The sequence below is a fragment of the Halodesulfovibrio sp. MK-HDV genome (genome assembly GCF_009914765.1).
Taxonomy (GTDB): Bacteria; Desulfobacterota; Desulfovibrionia; order Desulfovibrionales; family Desulfovibrionaceae; genus Halodesulfovibrio.
Genome location: NZ_WYDS01000001.1, coordinates 162,334 through 180,330, shown reverse-complemented (window position 1 = coordinate 180,330; position 17,997 = coordinate 162,334). Strand labels below are relative to the sequence as shown.

The following is a 17,997-nucleotide window of genomic DNA, read 5'->3' as shown; positions in this document are numbered from 1 at the left end:
AAAGGAGCTATTACATGTCAGAAAAAATTACTTTTTCCGTTGCAAAACGTGAAGGTCTTGGTAAAGGTGCAAACCGTCAGCTTCGTTTAGCTGGCAACGTTCCTGGTATCTTTTACAGCACTTCCGGTGACAACGTTCCAGTTCAGATGGACGAAATGGCATTGATCAAGCTTTACGAAAAAGCTGGTCTTACCAACGTTATCGAACTTGATATCGAAGGCGAAACTAAAGAATGTCTTATCTGGAAACTTGAGCGTCACCCGTTCAAAAACCGTCTCCAGCATGTTGACTTCTACGGCGTAGATGCTGATAAAGAAATTCGCATTAAAGTTGCTGTTCGCACAACTGGCGAATCCAAAGGTGTTAAACTCGGCGGTCGTCTTGAAGAATACCGTCAGGTTATCACTGTTTCTGCTAAGCCTGCAGACATCCCTAACGAAATTGTTGTTGATGTTACTGATTACAGCATCCACACATTCCTCAACGTTAGCGATATCGAACTTCCAGAAAACGTTACTGCTTACTACGATAACGACTTCAAAGTACTTGCAGTAGTACCAGGTCGTGGTTCTGCAGCAACTGACGAAGAAGAAGAAGCTTAAGCGAATTCCTTGTGAAATCGTTGGCCTCATGCTTCGGTATGAGGCCATTTCCTTTTTATTGGATTGCTTAACAGGATAGCTATGAATATTTCCGGAGTAATCGTTGGATTGGGTAACCCGGGTAAAGAATACGACAATACCCGGCACAACCTCGGATTTATGGTTGCAGACCACCTTTTGAAAGATGCCCAGCGTTTTTCGCCAGATGCATGCTCTCCCCTTTCCATCGGAAAGAAAAAATATGATGCATGGAAATGCAGAATAGGCACATCCCGCAACTTCTGGCTTATCATAAAGCCAATGACCTACATGAACCTTTCCGGTGAAGCTGTCGGCCATGCGTGTAACTACTTCGACATTGAACCTGAACAGGTTATTGTACTGCATGACGAACTAGACCTACCACTAGGGCGAATGAAATTTAAAATCGGTGGCGGCCACGCTGGACACAATGGATTACGCTCCATTGAACAGCACCTTGGAAGTCGCAATTTTAATCGCATGCGTCTTGGTATAGGCAAACCGGAACATGGATCCGTTTCTAACTACGTTCTTAACCGCTTCACTAAAACCGAAAGCGAAGACGTAGAAATGGTTCTTGAAGGTGCCCGTAAAGGTCTTGAAGCGTTTGTTTCATCAGGTTTTGACGAAGCGGTGAAAATAACCAACGCCTTTAAGCTTCCCTAATTCTTCGATTAGATAACCATAGACTCTTAGTGCTTATTGCGTTAGAGTGTGATTCGCGTTTCACGATGTAACGCAGATATTGCAAGGAGATTCGCTGTGTTCGCTCAGGATCAATTAGTAGTATACCCAGCTCAGGGTGTAGGCAAAGTAGAAAGAATCGAGACTCAGACTGTTGGCGGTACCGAGGCTGAATTCTACTTCATCCGGATACTGAGCAACAATGTGACTCTTATGGTGCCAGTTACAACCGCAACCAATGTGTTGCGTCCACTGTGCACACATGAAGAGGCTCTTGATCTTCTTAAATCTCTCGATGATCGCTCAGGGTTCACTGGCTATACTGGTCAGAACTGGAACCGCCGTTACCGTGAGTATTCCGACAAACTGAAAAGTGGCGCTCTTGAAGACGTAGCATACGTCCTTAAAGAACTTTTGCTTATCGGTAAGGATAAAGAACTTTCATTCGGTGAGCGTCGCTTATTAGAACAGGCAATGGGTCTCATTACCCTTGAAGTTGCCCACGCTACAGACACCACCCAAGACGCTGTTCAAAAACAAATTGAAGAAATGTTTGCAGACGTAATTGCTGCACAGGAAAAAAAATAGTCACACTTTCTTGTCATTTTTTTCCTGATAAGCTACTTTCTTCTATATACGTTACACGTTTTCTTCAGTCCCCCCCATTTGACACTGCTCAACGTCTTTGTCCTTCCGTCGGGGGACGCACAAAACTTCCCAAACTATGTCATCGGCTATGTCTCATAGCTCCTCTATGTACGCTTGTACATTTCTATTCAAATTAAACCATTCCTTTGAGTCTATATGGCAACAAGAAAAGACGTCGAAGAAGCGAAGCAGGAAAGACCTCGTAGGGCTGCGTCAACATCAGACCGACCTACAGCTCGCAAACGAAGAACTCCTCCTGCTGCTTCCCGTGGCGATAGATCACGGAGAGCCCCAGCGCCTCAATTTACTCCCGATCCAAATGCAGATCCAAGTGAAGGTCTCAACCTTTCAGAACTTAAGCGCAAACCAGCAGCAGAGCTGATGGAACTTGCCAAAGAGTATGAAATTGAGAACCCGAGCAACATGCGCAAGCAGGAGCTTATTTTTGCTTTACTGCAAAAATGTGCTGCACAAAATGGAGCCATCTTTGGTGAGGGCGTTCTCGAAATCCTTCCTGATGGGTTTGGTTTCTTACGCTCGCCAATGTACAGCTACATGCCTGGGCCGGATGACATTTATGTTTCCCCTTCTCAGATCAGACGCTTCGGTCTGCGAAAAGGTGATGTAGTTTCAGGTCAAATTAGACCGCCTAAAGAAGGCGAACGCTACTTTGCCCTGCTCAGAGTCAATGAAATTGGCTTTGAACCACCTGAAAAATCTCGCAACCTCGTTCTCTTCGATAACCTCACTCCTATCTATCCAGAGCGCCAGCTCGTAATGGAAAACGGAAAAGAAAACCTTTCCGGCAGAGTCATTGACCTCATGGCCCCAATTGGCTGTGGACAACGTGGTCTGATTGTTGCTCCTCCACGAACTGGTAAGACTATTCTTCTTCAATCATTGGCTAACTCCATCAATGCTAATAATCCGGATGTTTATCTTATCATCCTGCTTATTGATGAACGCCCTGAAGAAGTTACTGATATGGAGCGTACGGTTAAGAACGCTGAGGTTATCAGCTCTACTTTTGATGAACCACCACAGCGCCACGTACAGGTTGCAGAAATGGTTCAGGAAAAAGCAAAGCGCCTTGTAGAACGTGGTAAAGACGTTGTTATTTTGCTCGATTCCATTACTCGTCTTGGACGTGCATACAACGCAGTTACCCCATCTTCCGGCCGTGTTCTTTCCGGTGGCCTCGATGCTAACGCACTGCAACGCCCAAAGCGTTTCTTTGGCGCAGCACGTAACCTCGAAGAAGGTGGTAGCTTGACTATCATCGCCACTGCTCTCATTGATACTGGTTCCCGCATGGACGAAGTCATCTTTGAAGAATTTAAAGGCACTGGCAACCTTGATATCTACCTTGACCGTCATCTCGCTGAAAAACGCGTGTTCCCGGCAATTGATATCAACCGCACTGGTACTCGTAAGGAAGATCTCCTTCTTGGTACAGAAATGCTTAACAAAATTTGGATTCTTCGCAAAATCCTTGCTCCAATGTCTACCATTGACAGCATGGACTTCTTGCTTAACAAAATGCGCAAGACCAAAAGCAATAACGAGTTCTTTATTTCTATGAATAAGTAAGAACGACTTAGACGTAACTAAAAACCTCGCTTCGGCGAGGTTTTTTTGTATTTGAATTTTATCTTTCACAAGATTAGCCCCTCCTCAGATCTTCCTTCTGGCTTACTTTCTACCCTATTACACTCCTACTTCCTGCAATCTGTGGTGGATTGTTATCGCTTTCTTGTAAGGAATGCCATGCAACAAGATTACTCTTCGCTTCCTCTATGTCCTCGGTTCCATGAGGTATACACCAACAGTCCATAGAAGTGTCCAACGATCACCATCAGAATCCTAGAATCATCCCTCTGATGAAAGTAACGGAAATCTTCATATACAATTTTGTTAGAGGGACAGGAGTACTTCGTGAGAATGACATTAGCCCTACCTCCCTTGGTATCTTAGTAGTAGAAAACAGAACGTTAGTTTCATGAACAAAACGCAAAAAAAGACGCTGTTCTAGAACAGCGTCTTTTCGTTTTCTATATGATCTTACGATCTAAACTTCGCGATTTCGGATAGCGAGGGAGATACAGAATGCTGCTCCGCCCCAAGTTACGCCAAGACCAATTACCATCATAATGATTGCAGATGTAGTCATAGGATTTTCTCCTTAAAAGCTATTAAGAGTAATGCTGGAACTGTTTATGTGATTGTTTCTTCTGAAGGAAGATTGCAACCAAAATTGCGAGAGGCAAGATAGACCAGCCGAACATCACAAGATCAGTCATTGGGTATCCACCGTACGGTACAGTCACTTTATTGTAGAGGCTAGAAAGGAAGGTGTAGCCGAGAACAAGTACTGTGATGATACGCAGGCTAAATGCCCAAAGTTTGCCTACGGAGAAGTCGGAATGCTTATTAACATCATCACGTACTCCATCAAGGCCGATAATCCAACTCATAAGAACAATTTCTACAAGAGCTGCGAAGAGCAAACAAATGTTGTTGATAAAGTGATCAACGATGTCGAGGATCAACAAGCCTGCGCCAGTGGTAAATACTGTCGTCAGAGCAAAGCCAACAATACAGATTGCAGTTACTACCGTTCTACGAGAAGAACCAAGCTTATCGATCAAAGCAGAGGTAACAGCTTCAACAATAGAAATATGAGAACTAACACCAGCCATTGTAAGGCACAGGAAGAACACAGAGCCAAAGAACAGTGGTGCCGGCATGGTGTTGATAGCAGCCGGGATAGTGATGAAGGCAAGACCTACACCAGCACCAGCAACATCAGACACTGCCTGACCTGTGGAATGAGCCATGCTACCAAGTACTGAGAAGATCATAATACCAGCGAGCATAGAGAAGCCACAGTTAATAAATACAGTCATCGCTGCGTTGTTACAAATATCAGCGTTCTTAGGCAGGTAGCTTGAGTATGCGATCATGATACCAAAGCCAATGGACAGCGAGAAGAAAATCTGACCATATGCAGCAGCCCAAACACTAAAGTCTGTCAACTTAGAAAAATCTGGAGTAAAGAGGAAATCAAGACCCATGGTTGCACCTGGCAGTGTGATTACACGACCGATGAACACGAGTACGAGTGCGAAAAGAAGCGGGATAAGAATCTTACAAGCACGCTCAATACCACCGCGGATACCGGAAGTACAAGCAAGCCAAGTTAAACCCCAAGTAAGTGCACAGGCACCAAAAATAGGCCAGCGAATTCCGCCGAGCTCTGTTGGAGAAGAAGTAAGACCAAGGTACTCACCAAAGAAGAACCCTTTAGTGTCAGCACCCCATGCGCCATCAAAAGAGAAACCAAGGTAGTTAATTGTCCAGCCAATTACAGCAGCGTAGTATACTGCGATAATTGCTGCGATAACAATCTGTACCCAACCAAGCCATTCGTATTTTGAATTAACAGCGGCAAGAACTTTTGGAGCAGAACCTTTATATTTATGACCAAGACCAAATTCCATGATCATAAATGGAATACCTGCAGTCAGCAGTGCAAAAATATAAGGAATAAAGAATGCACCACCGCCGTTTTCGTACGCCATGTACGGGAAACGCCAGATATTACCCAAACCAATAGCAGAGCCTACAGCAGCAAGAATGAATCCCGCACGGGATCCCCACTGTTCACGATTTTCCATAGCAACACCTCGACTAAATTTGACACTCAAATAGTGAATGCTTCTTTCAGCAAATATACCATTACAATTTGAAGAATACAAAAGCAGCAGACGATATTTTTAGCAGAATCGTCGGGGTGCTAAATCTCAAATTTGTAAAACGGCAACCTACATCAGGGCTTTCACTTCCCATTCGTTACGTCCGAACTACGTTTAGATCACAAAAATGTCTACACATTTCTTACAGAATTGTTCAACGCGAATTAGCAAAATTGAAAAAACAATCACTAACAGTCTGTATTACTACCTATATCAATAATTCTTGCTACAGTACGAAAGTTGTTATAGCTGGCTAGTTGTTTAACCAAAATGTTTATTTTCTTATTATCGGATTATCCCTAACATGCGTACATTATACATAATTTGATATTCAACTGAATGATGAATCAGTATTGACACACTGCCCCTCTCGTGAGAAATTTTAGTGCTTTTAGTAATTAATGTTACGACACTCTATTCAGGAGAGATGTATGTTTACTGACAATTCCCATTGTAAAGAGCTTGATGCCCTTCTTGAAGGTTGGACTGAATCTGAAGCTAAGACAAAAGCGGCATTTGCAAGCTACAAAGACCTTCTGCTTTCTTTTGAAGGTGCAAATCTATCCTTCAAGGGCAGACCCGGTGTAAGCTTCTCTTTGCGTGCAAAACACGACAAGCAGACTGAACGCGAACTTTTTGTACTTGTAGATGTAGTAGATGATGATCCAGAAGACCGCTGGCTTTCTGTTTGCTTCTATGCAGATATGATCAATGACGCGGATGAACTTGGCGATTGGGTACCTGGCGGACTGATGGGTGAAGATGCGTGCTGCTTTAACCTTGATGAAGACGATGCTGCAATGCGCGCCTACATTAAGGACAGAATTACTGAAGCATACAACAACGCGAAAAAGTAAATTTACAAGCACACTGTGCATAAAAAAAGCGGAACCTAGATAATTTCTAGGTTCCGCTTTTTTTATTCTTTAAATGAAAAACTGATTCTACATAAAGTCGGGATCAATTGCTGCCCCGCCGTCTGCTAACGATATCTTCAAATATTGAAGAGTACGTCGGTCAACTGGAACAATCGGAAAAATGTTCTGGCAAGCATCACAGCGTTCCATTGATGGTTGTACAGCACCTATAATTGGTACTTTACGGTCACAGTGTGGACAAGGGTAAAAGAAGATAACTTCCATCCCGACAGGCTTAACAGGAGAAATCGGTTTCTGTGAATTGCTCATGCTTAGTCCTTACAGATAAGACTTTTTCCGTTCATTGAAGCAGGCTGCTCAATATTCCACATATCAAGAATTGTTGGCGCGATATCGCCTAAAATTCCATCTTCACGAAGTTTCCACGAAGCACTTTCATCAATAAGTACTACCGGGACGGGGTTCGTTGTATGCGCGGTGTGTGTGTTGCCAGCAGCGTTACGCAGCTCTTCTGCATTCCCATGGTCTGCAGTGACAAGTGCTCTCCAACCGCTTGCATGGACGGCATCCAGCACCTTAGCAACACATGCATCAACAGCTTCACACGCCTCGATTGCAGCATCAATAATTCCGGTGTGCCCAACCATATCAAGGTTGGCAAAGTTGCACACGATAAATGAATATTCTTTAGATGTAATCGCTGTGACAAGCTTCTCTGTAACCTCTTCAACACTCATCTGAGGTTTCAGATCATATGTGGCTACATCACGAGGGGAGCTGACAAGTTCCCGGTCTTCATTTTCAAAAGGCTCTTCACGGCCACAGTTGAAAAAGTATGTTACATGAGCATACTTTTCTGTTTCCGCAAGACGAAGCTGCTTCACGCCTTGTTTAGCTACCAATTCTCCTAATGGATCAGGGCAATCATCTTTTGCGAATGCTACAGGCAACCCAAAAGATTTTTCATAACAAGTCATAGAGGCGAGTGCAGAAAGCTTAGGGAAGTCTCCACGTTCAAAATCAACAAAACTGTCAACGCACATTGCCTGAGCAATCTGGCGCATACGGTCTGCTCTAAAGTTGAACATAAAAACAGAATCACCATCTTTCATTGCAATCGGCTCGCCGCCTTCTGCTATAATAGATGTTGGAATGAAAAATTCATCCGTGATTCCTTCGTCGTAAGAATCCTGAATAGCTTTCAATGGATCTGATGTGGTTTTGCCTTTGCCATGCACAAAGCAATCCCACGCAAGCTGGTTGCGATCCCAACGCTTGTCACGATCCATCGCATAGTAGCGACCGGAAATAGATGCAATTCGACCTGCACCAATACGCTCTATAGCTTCAAGAAGCTGCTTTACAAAACCAAGTCCGCTTGTAGGAGAAGTGTCGCGACCATCAAGGAACACATGCACGCATACATCAACCTCAATTGCTTTTGCCATTTCAAGCAAAGCAACGAGGTGATTGAAGTGACTATGAACACCACCATCAGAAACCAGTCCCATTAAATGAACTGTTCCGCCCTTCACTTTCGCCGATGTCATAACATTATTAAGAACAAGGTTCTTCTGAAACTTGTTCTCTTCAAGTGCAACATCAATAAGTGTCATATCTTGGAACACAACCCGACCTGCACCGATATTCATATGTCCAACTTCCGAGTTGCCCATAAACCCTTCCGGAAGGCCTACAGCACGGCCGGAACAAGCAAGACGGGACATCGGATAATCAGCCACTAAGCAGTCAAGAGTTGGCGTGCTCGCAAGAGAAATTGCGTTTCCTTCACCAGCGGGAGCAATGCCCCAACCATCAAGAATCAGCAAAAGGGTTGGTGTCATAGTGCGTATTCCTATTCAGCTTCAGATTTGTATAAAACTTTAGCGTCAGCCCAGAGGCTTTCAAGATTAAAGGCGCCACGAGCGTCTTCCTGGAAAATGTTCACAAGAACGTCGTTAAGGTCAATCAGAACCCACTGGTTACTGTCTTTACCTTCAACGCGCAGGTGCTCGTAGTTTTCACCCTTTGCAAGCTTAGAAATCTCATCTGCTAACGCTCTTGACTGGCGAACAGATTTTACTGTGGCAATAACCACAGCATCAGTGAAGGAGTTCACACCTTCAAGGTCAAGAACTACAACATCACTAGCTTTTTTAGCTTCAAGCCATTCAATAATCTTAGCTACTTTTTCCTGTGAAGAAACAGTACTGTATTTTTTTTCAATCTTTCCAATCATTTTTTATCCACTCGTTAGGGCTGCGCTTTTATAATGCAGGCTAAATCTTAGGCTACTACACGCAACACATGCAATGCTTATAATTTTAATCCCCTCACAGTACCTGTGCAGCTGCAAAAGGATGATAAATTCTCTTCCAGCAATGTCAGTAGAAACACGTCTCCGACTTTGCCAGCCTTAAATTCCTGCCCCTTCCTACGTTATTTACTGCCTATAAGCAATTAACAACAGGAAGAGAATTTTCATTAAAAATGACAATTTTGAAAAACAGACTTGACCCACCTCCCGCTTATGGTGCATCTCCTATGTTTGCACATATATATAGCCAGTGCGCTGGCTAGGTCCATAAGATTCAAGGAACGATAGAGCCAGCAATCTGGTAACTACTTTTCTTGAACCGTGTAGTTATTTTATTCTTTTTGTATCAGGAGTCATGTATGATTTTTAATGTTGAGCAAGAAACACTGCCTCGCGAAGAGTTAGAAGCAATTCAGTTACGCCGTTTACAGAATCTCTGTGAACGAGTGTACGCAAATGTTCCTCAGTACCGCGAACAGTTTATTAAGGCGGGAGTTACTCCTGCCGATATCAAAAGCCTCAGCGACTTGGCTAAACTCCCGTTTACTGAGAAGCAGGATCTACGTGACAACTACCCGTTTGGACTTTTTGCTGTTCCAAAAGAAAATATTGTCCGTCTCCATGCTTCAAGTGGCACCACCGGCAAGGCGACAGTTGTAGGATATACTCAACGAGATGTGAACAACTGGGCCGAGCTTATGGCACGTTCATTTATGGCAGCCGGTGCAACCCGCAGCGACTTCATCCACAACTCATATGGATACGGATTATTCACAGGTGGCCTTGGCGTGCATTACGGTGCAGAACGCCTCGGTGCTACTGTTATTCCGATTTCCGGCGGCGGAACGAAGCGCCAAGTCTCACTAATGGAAGACTTTGGAGCAACCGTAATCTGCAGCACCCCGTCTTACGGGCTTGTACTACATGAAGCAGCACAGCAGGCAGGTGTCAACTTGCGCGATCTTCCACTTCGAGTCGGCATTTTCGGCGCTGAACCATGGACAGACGAAATGCGTAATGACTTACAAGAAAAAATGGGCATTGATGCTGTAAACATTTACGGTCTTTCCGAAATTATGGGACCTGGGGTTTCTATTGAATGTGCAGTCGCAAAAGACGGAATGCATATATTCGAAGACCACTTCCTGCCGGAAATTATTGACCCAGTAACGGGCGAACAGCTTCCAGAAGGTGAAACCGGCGAGCTGGTTATCACCACCCTGACAAAGGAAGGCATTCCGCTTATCCGTTACAGAACACGCGATATTACGTCCTTAAACTACACTCCGTGCAAATGTGGTCGTACCCACGTTCGTATGAACCGTATTACAGGACGCAGTGATGACATGCTCATCATCCGTGGCGTTAACGTGTTTCCTTCACAGATTGAATCTATCATTCTGGAAACAGAGGGAGCATCACCGCATTACCAGATCATTGTTAAACGCCAAGGCAACCTTGATACTGTTGAAGTACAGGTTGAGATTGACGGATCACTCTTCTCTGATGCTATTAAAAATCTCCAGCAGATTGAAATGCGCATCCAGAAAACAATCAAAGAATTCCTCGGTGTTTCAACGAAAGTACGTCTGGTCGAGCCAAGATCCATTGAACGATCACAAGGCAAAGCAAAACGCGTTTTCGACTTACGAAACGAATCCGAATAATAAAATAGCCCGCATACGCGGGCTTTTTTATTATCTATAAGAACGAAAAAAGGGATCGCAGAATATATTCTGCGATCCCTTTACGTACATGGTGCCCAGGGGGAGACTCGAACTCCCACGGGCGTGGCCCACTACCCCCTCAAGATAGCGTGTCTACCAATTCCACCACCTGGGCACATATATGTAACGCAAGCGTTACTGAGGATGCGCTAAACGCGCATTATCGACTTATTTAGTTGTCTGGTCAGGACTAGGCTGAGCTTTCTGCTCGATCTGAATATTCATGATGGTTGATTCATCAGAAGTACGATCACTAGCAATGTAGTTGTAGCTCAAAGAAGTAATGAAGAAAATTGCTGCAAGAGTTGCAGTAACCTTCACTAGAAGACCGCCTGCACCAGCGCCGCCAAACGCAGACTGGTTGCCGCCGCCAAAGATAACACCCATGCCCTCTTTACCAGCCTGTAAAAGAACAAGCAAAATGAGTGCAAGACAGACCACAACGTGCAGGGTCAGAATCAAGGTTTCCACGAAACGTCCTCCTAAGAGCTATATCAATCCGAATCGGTTGCTAAGCAGTAACAATTTTGCTGAAGCTTTCAGCCTTCAAGGAAGCGCCTCCTACCAATACACCGTCAACATTGTCAAGTGTAATGATCTGAGTAGCATTTTCTGGCTTTACACTTCCGCCATAAAGAACGCGGGTAGTATTAGCTTTTCCGCCCAAAATATCAAGAAGTTTAGCACGAACAATCGCATGAGCTTCTACAATTTCTTCAGGACCTGCTACTTTACCGGTTCCGATAGCCCAAACCGGCTCGTATGCAACAGCGAGACGTGCTGGTTCTGTGTCCGGAATAGTCGCCAAACCTTTCTCAAGCTGTTCAGCAATTACAGATTCCAGCTCACCGGCTTCGCGTTCTTCAAGAGTTTCACCAATACAAAGGCAAACATTAAGGCCGTTGTTCAGAGCGAAAGTTGTTTTTTCACCAACCTGCTCGCTAGTCTCTCCGAAAAGAGCACGGCGTTCAGAATGGCCAGTAAGAACCCAAGTACAACCTGCGTCTTTAAGCATCACAGGGGAAATTTCGCCAGTAAATGCACCTTCAGAGGCTGCACATACAGTTTGGCCACCAAAAGAGTAGCCTTCATGCTTGGAGAAAACTTCACCTGCAGCATGTAGAGCGGTAAATGGAGGGAATACAACAACTTCTCTGTCTTCAGAGAGTTCGCCAACGAGCTCAACAAGCCCAGCTGCAGTATCTTTAGCTTCTTGAGCAGTCTTAAACATTTTCCAGTTTGCAGCCATAAGCTTTTTCATGGGTCATTACTCCTTACTTAGCAAAGACTATCGGGGAGGTCCGCAAGGGTACACTTATACAGTAATGCGTCCTCACCGGTGTCACTATAATATTTTTTCCGCACCCCAATTTGAGAGAAGCACATCTGTTCATAAAGATTGATGGCAGGTATATTGGTTCTGCGCACTTCTAGAAACGCCTGTTGTATACCTAATTTTTGCCCAATGCAAAGCATAAGAGCAAGTAACCGCTTTCCTGCACCATTTCTTCTCTGTTTCGGATCCGTGGCTATGTTTAATATTTCCAACTCATCTACTGTATGATACATGGCAATATAGGCCACTAATGTATCATCTTTCTTCAACCCGAAGACTTTAAAAATCTTTTGGTCAAAAGACAGACTGAATTCTTTTTCAGTCCATGGTGTTGAAAAACATTTTTTCTCAAGCGCCGCCACTTCTGCACTGTCTTTTTTCTCTAAACGAAAAAAAACATATCCATTAGCTTCAAGCGGCCCTATCTTAGCAAATATGTCAGACATTACATATCCAAACACGTCCACCGACAATGCGGCTTCTCGTGGGAGTCATATTGAAGTGGTAGACAGCAGTGGCAAACCTCTACTGGTCATGCCCTCAGCAACCGCGCATGAGCAACGTCTTGCAATAAAATCTGTCTTCGTTCTTATCTATAATAAACAAGGGAAATTTTTTCTGCAACGACGGTCAGATAATAAAGCATTGGCACCGGGCATGTGGGATATTTCTGCAGCGACCCATGTTGGTGCAGACGAAGCACTAGAAGCCGCAGCTGAAAGAGTACTCCGTAAAGAGCTCAACATTCCATCAGTCTCTCTGTATTACCAAAAATCGCAGCAAGAACGCATAGACGATTCAACATTATGGATTTCACTCTATTCTGCGAATATCGGCACAAAAACGCTCTCGCCTAATCCTGACGAAGTCCAAGATGGACTATATGTGGATGCAGAAGAACTGCAATCACTCTACGAGCATTTTCCAAGCATGCTTACCCCCGTTCTAGTGTGGGCTATTCGTGCAAACATCATTTTCACGACATCTGCCTAATATCACCACAATTCAAACACTGGGCTACATAAGCTTTGTCATTTCTGCATGCAAAAGCGTATTGCTCGCCAAAATATTTGGTGAGTACAAAGAGAAGTCATTCGAAGCATCATATTCTGTTACCCAACCGCCAGCTTCGTTTACAAGCAACCAGCCCGCAGCGGTATCCCAAGGCTTCAAGCCCTTTTCATAAAACGCATCAAAACGTCCGGCTGCAAGGTATGCTAAATCAAGTGCAGCAGCGCCTAAACGACGAATCCCCTGTGCACCTTGCAGTACACGGCGTAAACGATCTGTAATCTCGTCAGCATCTTCTGCGATTGTGTACGGAAAACCAGTTGCAATCAGCGATTGTTCGAGATTATCGTTTGTTGTCACAAAAATCTGCTTGTCATTACACCAAGCACCGCTACCAGCCACAGCATAAAAGCATTCATTCATGATTGGAGCGTTAATAACACCCAACACAACCCTGCCTTTATGCCACAACCCTACAGAAGTACAAACAAACGGAACCTGATGAGTAAAATTTGTTGTTCCATCAATTGGATCAATCACCCATGTCAGATCATTCAGCGGAGCATCAGCTGCACTTTCTTCAGCAAGAAAGCTTGCTTCAGGAAGAATCTTCGCAAGCCTTGCCTTCACGTCATTCTCTACCGCAACATCAGTTTCCGTTACAAGATCAATACGCCCTTTGTAACGAACCTTACGCGGCTTATCCCATGCTTCCTGAATAAGCGCACCAGATTCAATAACGGCAGCACGAACTTGCGGTAACAACTTTTTTAAATCCATTGTGTCTTCCAAGATAAAAAGGCGACCTTGGGGTCGCCTTAGTAATTTAGTTTATGTACACATCTGAGAATTTCGTTCGATCTTCCAGCGTCTTGCCGGTACCTCGAACAACCGTGGTAAGCGGGTCATCATCAATAATAACCTGCAATCCAGTCTCTTGCATAATAAGCTCATTAAGTCCCTTAAGCAACGCGCCACCACCTGCCAGAAGCAGGCCATGTTCCGCAATGTCGCTTGCAAGCTCAGGCGGGGTTTTTTCAAGCGCTTTACGAACAGCAAAAACAATCGCTTTTACTGATTCAGAAAGTGCAATGCGGATATCTTCATCAGTCACTTCAACAGAGGTTGGAGTTCCTGACACAATATCCTTTCCCGGTACAGTCATTACCAGAGGTTCTGGCAAAGGAAAAGCAGAGCCGATAGTCATTTTAACTTTTTCAGCCTGGTTTTCACCTACAAGAAGTTGGAACTCTTCCTGAAAATATCTTTGTACGGCGCTGTTTAATGCGTCTCCAGCCACGCGGACTGATTCTGCATAAGCAACGGCAGATAAAGAGATAATAGCAACTTCTGTTGTACCGCCACCGATATCTACAACCATAGTTCCCACTGGCTGATGAATAGGACGTGCTGCACCAATGGCTGCAGCCATTGGCTCCTCAACGAGCTTTACATCACGAGCGCCTGCCTGTTGAGCAGATTCGATTACCGCACGTTTTTCAACCTGAGTAATACCAGTAGGCACACAAATTACAATGTTCGGCTTTACAAGACTAAAGCCAGTAATAACTTTTTTAATGAAGTATGAAATCATTTGCTTGGTAACCTCAAAATCCGCAATAACACCGTCTTTCATCGGACGGATTGCACGGATACGTCGAGGAGTACGACCAAGAAATTCTTTCGCTTCGCGCCCGACTGCGAGCACGCTGTTGCGTTCGACATCAATTGCAACAACTGACGGTTCATTAAGTACGATGCCGTCTTTTTTTGTATATAGAAGCGTATTAGCAGTTCCAAGATCCATAGCCAGATCTTTTCCGAACATGCTCAAGAGTTTTCCTAGCATTTATTCGCTCTCTTGGGTCTTAGATGAAAATGAAAATAGAGATTCATTTTCATGTTCGTAAGCTGCCGCGCGCTGCAGGTCATCAACCTGTCGATGCGCCTCGTACAGTTTGCTGCGCAGGTACAAATTCTCCAAAAACAAAGAAAGATGTTCAGATGCCATCTGGCAAAATGTCTTAAGCTCTTCAGGAATAACTTTGGAAGTTTCACTGGCAAGCGTTAACACACCTCGCGTCATTCCCCCAATTTCCAGCGGAATACAAATTACGCTGACAAACTGTGGTACACCTTTTTTCTTTCCGTACAGTGGAGAAGTTTGACTTGCAGCCTTGCCGCCTTCCACAAAGAAAGGCGTACTATTTTTAAACACCCAGCCTACCAAGCCGCTACCATATGGAATTTCTCCCATTTCACCCCGTAGCAGTTGATAGTTTTCACCCTCAATATGGTAATTTTGACCGCCTTCATCCCTTGTCGCCAAACTGCAATATTCAAAATGAGAGGTATCTGAAAGAAGGACTAAAAACTTAGATAAAAAAGAGTCCCACTTTTTCAGATGCTTACGTAATGAATAAATCACCTGCAAACAATGGTATTGCTGCGATAAGTTGACCTGTTCTTCAACAACAAAAGAACGGGAATGTACCTCGTACACAAGCTCCCCGAACAGTTGTAGAATCTTTTGATCTTTACTGGAAAATGAATACTGTCTTTTACTGTCTAAACACAACACCCCGGCACCATTTTTAAGTGGTACCCCCATGAATGCTTTAATCTTAGTTTCTTCATTCTGCGCATAATACCCAAGATTATACTGTCTGGTATCAAAGTCATTAACCAGCATGGGTTCTTCATTACTAATGATCCACCCTACCAGCCCTTTTCCTGTTCCGGCAGAAAAAGTCTCGTCCTTATTCACCATGTCTCCAAGGCTAAAACTACTGGCCACAGAGAAGTGACTACCGGAGCGATCCGGCATAATTAATACAGCAGAATATGCATCAAAGACACTGCAGATAATGCCTAAAATTCTTTCATAACAAGTGGTTGTATTCATCCAATATAACCCAGTCAAAATATTATGGTTTGCGCAGATGTAAATAATAACTTTGCAGCGCAACATCCTATAACGTTTTTTACGTATAGAACATAGGCCAACCACCCTTTTAGGGGCTAACCATTGCGGCTCTGTATATAGATAAAGCCCTCAGAATTTATTATCATTTTTTTAATAAGACGCCAAGCAATGAGAGTACAGGTTTTTTTCTATGAAATGCTAGAGTTTTTTTTAGAAAAAAAAAATAGTATGCAAAGATTAGCAAGCACATTGAACTATTAGCGTAAATAGAGATTTTACTTTTTTTAACGACAGCCAGCCAAATTGCCAATGCCAAAACACTGGAAAGACGCCTTCCGCGAATGCGGTTTACCATGGAAAGACTCTTTTTCATTTAGCGAACCTATCAGCATCACTACTCTTTCTGAACTTAAGGACTTTCTTGATGCCGTCCAGATCACGCAATGTCTGTTGCGTCCTTTTTTTGAAAACAACGACTATCCACTTGTTGAGCGCGGGGAACTGCTACCTTCATTTGAAAGCGATTTTTTCGAATACAAAGATTTGCCCGGTTTTTCGTTAGTAGCTTTCGAGCGTGAACTTCAATATTTTTCTGAAATTTTTCAATTTGATATTCTACATTCATTAATGGATGTGACATTTAAGGCAGACGGCTATGCCTGCCCTTTAGAAAACTGCACAATTGAAAAAAATATTGAAACAATTCAAAACCGTATTCCACGGAAAATGCACGATAATTTCAAGCATGAATTCGGCAAGGTGGACACCTCCGTACTGGATTATTACCCCCAGTTGCTCCCTTACATTCTTGAAATGGATAGAGCGCATGTTCTGGCATTAGATTCATCCGGCTTCTTTCACCTTGCAGGCGTGTACGGTTCCTTCCCTTCTGATCTTGATCCAGAGATAAAACGTTTTGGACTTCGAGCTAAAAAGTTCGAAGTTGGGAACCATAAAAAATACGAAAACAACAGAGCATTTGTATATCAATATCTTATGGAGCTTTACGGTTTTACCATTTGTTCCGAACGCCGAACTTCAAGCGCCTTATTCTCTCGTCGATTACATAAGACTGGTGAAAAATTCATGGTTCGTGTACTTGGACAAACAGACCGAGTCATCACGACGATATCCTCTGCTACCAAGAAACGGCGCTATCCTACTGTGGAGAAAATTGCGCTTGTACAGGTTGATGAAGATCAGACCGAAGTAATTCGTCGTTTAGAAGAAGGTGGCTTCTTTGTTAATAGAAAACGGCATGTTGTAATTTTGCGCGTTACATACACGCAGCATAAATTCAACCCGGAAAACGTTCGACAAGAACGTGCTCTTTCTGTAGCAAAACAAGAAGTTATCCACCCAATTACCGGTCGTGCCATTGATGATCTTAATATCATTAAAGATACTACAAACATGATCCTGCGTTTAAACGATATCGTACGCGGTGAATATGTCGGGCACATTACGTACAAGCGAGTTGAGCTTGTTGAAAACACTGACACCGAAGAAAAGCGCCTTAAATTTTTATATTCTTGGCTATCGAAGCACCAACGTCGCATCATAAGCTACTCAGACGAATTTTACGCAAATGTCGTAAAAATTCTGGATGGCTACCTGTTCGATCCTGAAAATGAAGAGTCTTTCGACGGGCACAAAAACCTCTATCAAGACGTTCAGCTTCGCTACAACTATATCCAGCAAGCTCGAAAAGTTATGATTCTTGAACGATTGAAAAAGCGTAAAATTAAGGGTGAAAAAATCCCGTACGCAGAAATGCTTCATCAAGCCGTTCGTATTTTACAAGAATTAAAGTTCGACATTGCAACATATTTCGACGAGCTAGTTGCTTCTATGATCAGCATTACTGAGACTATACTAAATGACCGTTACTTATGCCGTAACTATATCACCAAGCGTGATGACGATCTTTCGGGGTACGGATTAGGCATAAAAAAAGAATACGGCAAACTGGTCTCGCTGCTTGACGACATTAAAGCAATTCGCAAATCTCGAAACAAATCTATTGAAGGTTTCGATCTTTAATAAACACAACCACAAAACAACAACACTGTAACCAGATTCGGGAGGACAT

The 17,997-nt window shown here is 43.7% G+C and carries 19 protein-coding genes and 1 tRNA gene; 8 read left to right on the top strand and 12 right to left on the bottom strand.

The window, feature by feature from the left end; all coding sequences use genetic code 11:
• Window positions 1-14: 14 nt before the first annotated feature.
• The 4 genes from MKHDV_RS00880 (at window position 15) to rho (ending at window position 3,545) form a co-directional block, all read left to right on the top strand.
• Window positions 15-602, top strand: coding sequence for a 50S ribosomal protein L25 (locus MKHDV_RS00880; RefSeq protein ID WP_160711301.1), 588 nt, complete (start codon window positions 15-17; stop codon window positions 600-602).
• A gap of 81 nt (window positions 603-683) precedes the next feature.
• The gene (pth, locus tag MKHDV_RS00875; protein WP_160711299.1) at window positions 684-1,289 is read left to right on the top strand and encodes an aminoacyl-tRNA hydrolase; all 606 of its coding nucleotides are present in this window, start codon (window positions 684-686) and stop codon (window positions 1,287-1,289) included.
• 96 nt (window positions 1,290-1,385) lie between these two features.
• Window positions 1,386-1,895 carry a CarD family transcriptional regulator gene (locus tag MKHDV_RS00870; protein ID WP_160711297.1) on the top strand — a complete coding sequence of 170 codons (510 nt, stop codon included), beginning with the start codon at window positions 1,386-1,388 and terminating at the stop codon, window positions 1,893-1,895.
• 216 nt (window positions 1,896-2,111) lie between these two features.
• Complete coding sequence (gene rho / locus MKHDV_RS00865) at window positions 2,112-3,545, top strand: transcription termination factor Rho (RefSeq protein WP_160711295.1); 1,434 nt, start codon at window positions 2,112-2,114, stop codon at window positions 3,543-3,545.
• A gap of 478 nt (window positions 3,546-4,023) precedes the next feature.
• Here rho and MKHDV_RS00860 read toward each other — a convergent pair whose 3' ends face one another.
• Window positions 4,024-4,125: a MetS family NSS transporter small subunit gene (locus tag MKHDV_RS00860; RefSeq protein ID WP_160711293.1), complete on the bottom strand. Its 102-nt coding sequence runs from the start codon at window positions 4,123-4,125 to the stop codon at window positions 4,024-4,026.
• 22 nt (window positions 4,126-4,147) lie between these two features.
• The gene (locus tag MKHDV_RS00855) at window positions 4,148-5,632 is read right to left on the bottom strand and encodes a sodium-dependent transporter (RefSeq protein WP_160711291.1); all 1,485 of its coding nucleotides are present in this window, start codon (window positions 5,630-5,632) and stop codon (window positions 4,148-4,150) included.
• A gap of 509 nt (window positions 5,633-6,141) precedes the next feature.
• Between MKHDV_RS00855 and MKHDV_RS00850 the strand changes: the two genes are divergently transcribed.
• A complete protein-coding gene (locus MKHDV_RS00850; RefSeq protein WP_160711289.1) occupies window positions 6,142-6,567 on the top strand; it encodes a hypothetical protein in 426 nt (141 codons plus the stop codon).
• An 87-nt stretch (window positions 6,568-6,654) separates the two neighbouring features.
• Here the strand turns inward: MKHDV_RS00850 and MKHDV_RS00845 are convergent, their stop codons facing one another.
• The 3 genes from MKHDV_RS00845 to rsfS are packed head-to-tail and all read right to left on the bottom strand — an operon-like array spanning window position 6,655 to window position 8,827.
• Window positions 6,655-6,897 (bottom strand): hypothetical protein, encoded by a 243-nt coding sequence (locus tag MKHDV_RS00845; protein ID WP_160711287.1) that lies wholly within the window; start codon window positions 6,895-6,897, stop codon window positions 6,655-6,657.
• A 2-nt stretch (window positions 6,898-6,899) separates the two neighbouring features.
• Window positions 6,900-8,432, bottom strand: coding sequence for a 2,3-bisphosphoglycerate-independent phosphoglycerate mutase (gene gpmI, locus MKHDV_RS00840; RefSeq protein WP_160711285.1), 1,533 nt, complete (start codon window positions 8,430-8,432; stop codon window positions 6,900-6,902).
• Between the two features lie 11 nt (window positions 8,433-8,443).
• On the bottom strand, window positions 8,444-8,827 hold the full coding sequence (gene rsfS, locus MKHDV_RS00835; RefSeq protein WP_160711283.1) for a ribosome silencing factor: 384 nt from the start codon (window positions 8,825-8,827) through the stop codon (window positions 8,444-8,446).
• Between the two features lie 437 nt (window positions 8,828-9,264).
• Here rsfS and MKHDV_RS00830 point away from each other — a divergent pair, with 437 nt between their 5' ends.
• Window positions 9,265-10,572 carry a phenylacetate--CoA ligase family protein gene (locus MKHDV_RS00830; protein WP_160711281.1) on the top strand — a complete coding sequence of 436 codons (1,308 nt, stop codon included), beginning with the start codon at window positions 9,265-9,267 and terminating at the stop codon, window positions 10,570-10,572.
• Between the two features lie 89 nt (window positions 10,573-10,661).
• On the opposite strand, the gene MKHDV_RS00825 is transcribed toward MKHDV_RS00830, so the two are convergent.
• The 4 genes from MKHDV_RS00825 to rimI all read right to left on the bottom strand — a co-directional run bounded on the left by MKHDV_RS00825 (window position 10,662) and on the right by rimI (window position 12,414).
• A tRNA-Leu gene (locus MKHDV_RS00825) sits at window positions 10,662-10,747 on the bottom strand.
• 53 nt (window positions 10,748-10,800) lie between these two features.
• Complete coding sequence (gene secG / locus MKHDV_RS00820; protein WP_160711279.1) at window positions 10,801-11,103, bottom strand: preprotein translocase subunit SecG; 303 nt, start codon at window positions 11,101-11,103, stop codon at window positions 10,801-10,803.
• A 40-nt stretch (window positions 11,104-11,143) separates the two neighbouring features.
• On the bottom strand, window positions 11,144-11,893 hold the full coding sequence (tpiA, locus tag MKHDV_RS00815) for a triose-phosphate isomerase (RefSeq protein WP_160711277.1): 750 nt from the start codon (window positions 11,891-11,893) through the stop codon (window positions 11,144-11,146).
• 17 nt (window positions 11,894-11,910) lie between these two features.
• Window positions 11,911-12,414, bottom strand: a complete 504-nt coding sequence (gene rimI, locus MKHDV_RS00810; RefSeq protein WP_160711275.1) for a ribosomal protein S18-alanine N-acetyltransferase — start codon at window positions 12,412-12,414, stop codon at window positions 11,911-11,913.
• On the opposite strand from rimI, the gene MKHDV_RS00805 reads away from it, so the two are divergent.
• Window positions 12,404-12,961: an NUDIX domain-containing protein gene (locus MKHDV_RS00805; protein ID WP_160711273.1), complete on the top strand. Its 558-nt coding sequence runs from the start codon at window positions 12,404-12,406 to the stop codon at window positions 12,959-12,961. The two genes, rimI and MKHDV_RS00805, sit on opposite strands and share 11 nt — an antisense overlap.
• A 24-nt stretch (window positions 12,962-12,985) precedes the next feature.
• Here MKHDV_RS00805 and MKHDV_RS00800 read toward each other — a convergent pair whose 3' ends face one another.
• The 3 genes from MKHDV_RS00800 to MKHDV_RS00790 are packed head-to-tail and all read right to left on the bottom strand — an operon-like array spanning window position 12,986 to window position 15,884.
• On the bottom strand, window positions 12,986-13,759 hold the full coding sequence (locus tag MKHDV_RS00800) for an inositol monophosphatase family protein (protein WP_160711271.1): 774 nt from the start codon (window positions 13,757-13,759) through the stop codon (window positions 12,986-12,988).
• A 46-nt stretch (window positions 13,760-13,805) separates the two neighbouring features.
• Window positions 13,806-14,828, bottom strand: coding sequence for a rod shape-determining protein (locus MKHDV_RS00795; RefSeq protein ID WP_160711269.1), 1,023 nt, complete (start codon window positions 14,826-14,828; stop codon window positions 13,806-13,808).
• Window positions 14,829-15,884 carry a GAF domain-containing protein gene (locus MKHDV_RS00790; RefSeq protein WP_160711267.1) on the bottom strand — a complete coding sequence of 352 codons (1,056 nt, stop codon included), beginning with the start codon at window positions 15,882-15,884 and terminating at the stop codon, window positions 14,829-14,831.
• Window positions 15,885-16,214: 330 nt separating this feature from the next.
• On the opposite strand from MKHDV_RS00790, the gene MKHDV_RS00785 reads away from it, so the two are divergent.
• Window positions 16,215-17,948 (top strand): hypothetical protein, encoded by a 1,734-nt coding sequence (locus MKHDV_RS00785; protein ID WP_160711265.1) that lies wholly within the window; start codon window positions 16,215-16,217, stop codon window positions 17,946-17,948.
• The last annotated feature ends 49 nt before the right edge of the window (window positions 17,949-17,997 follow it).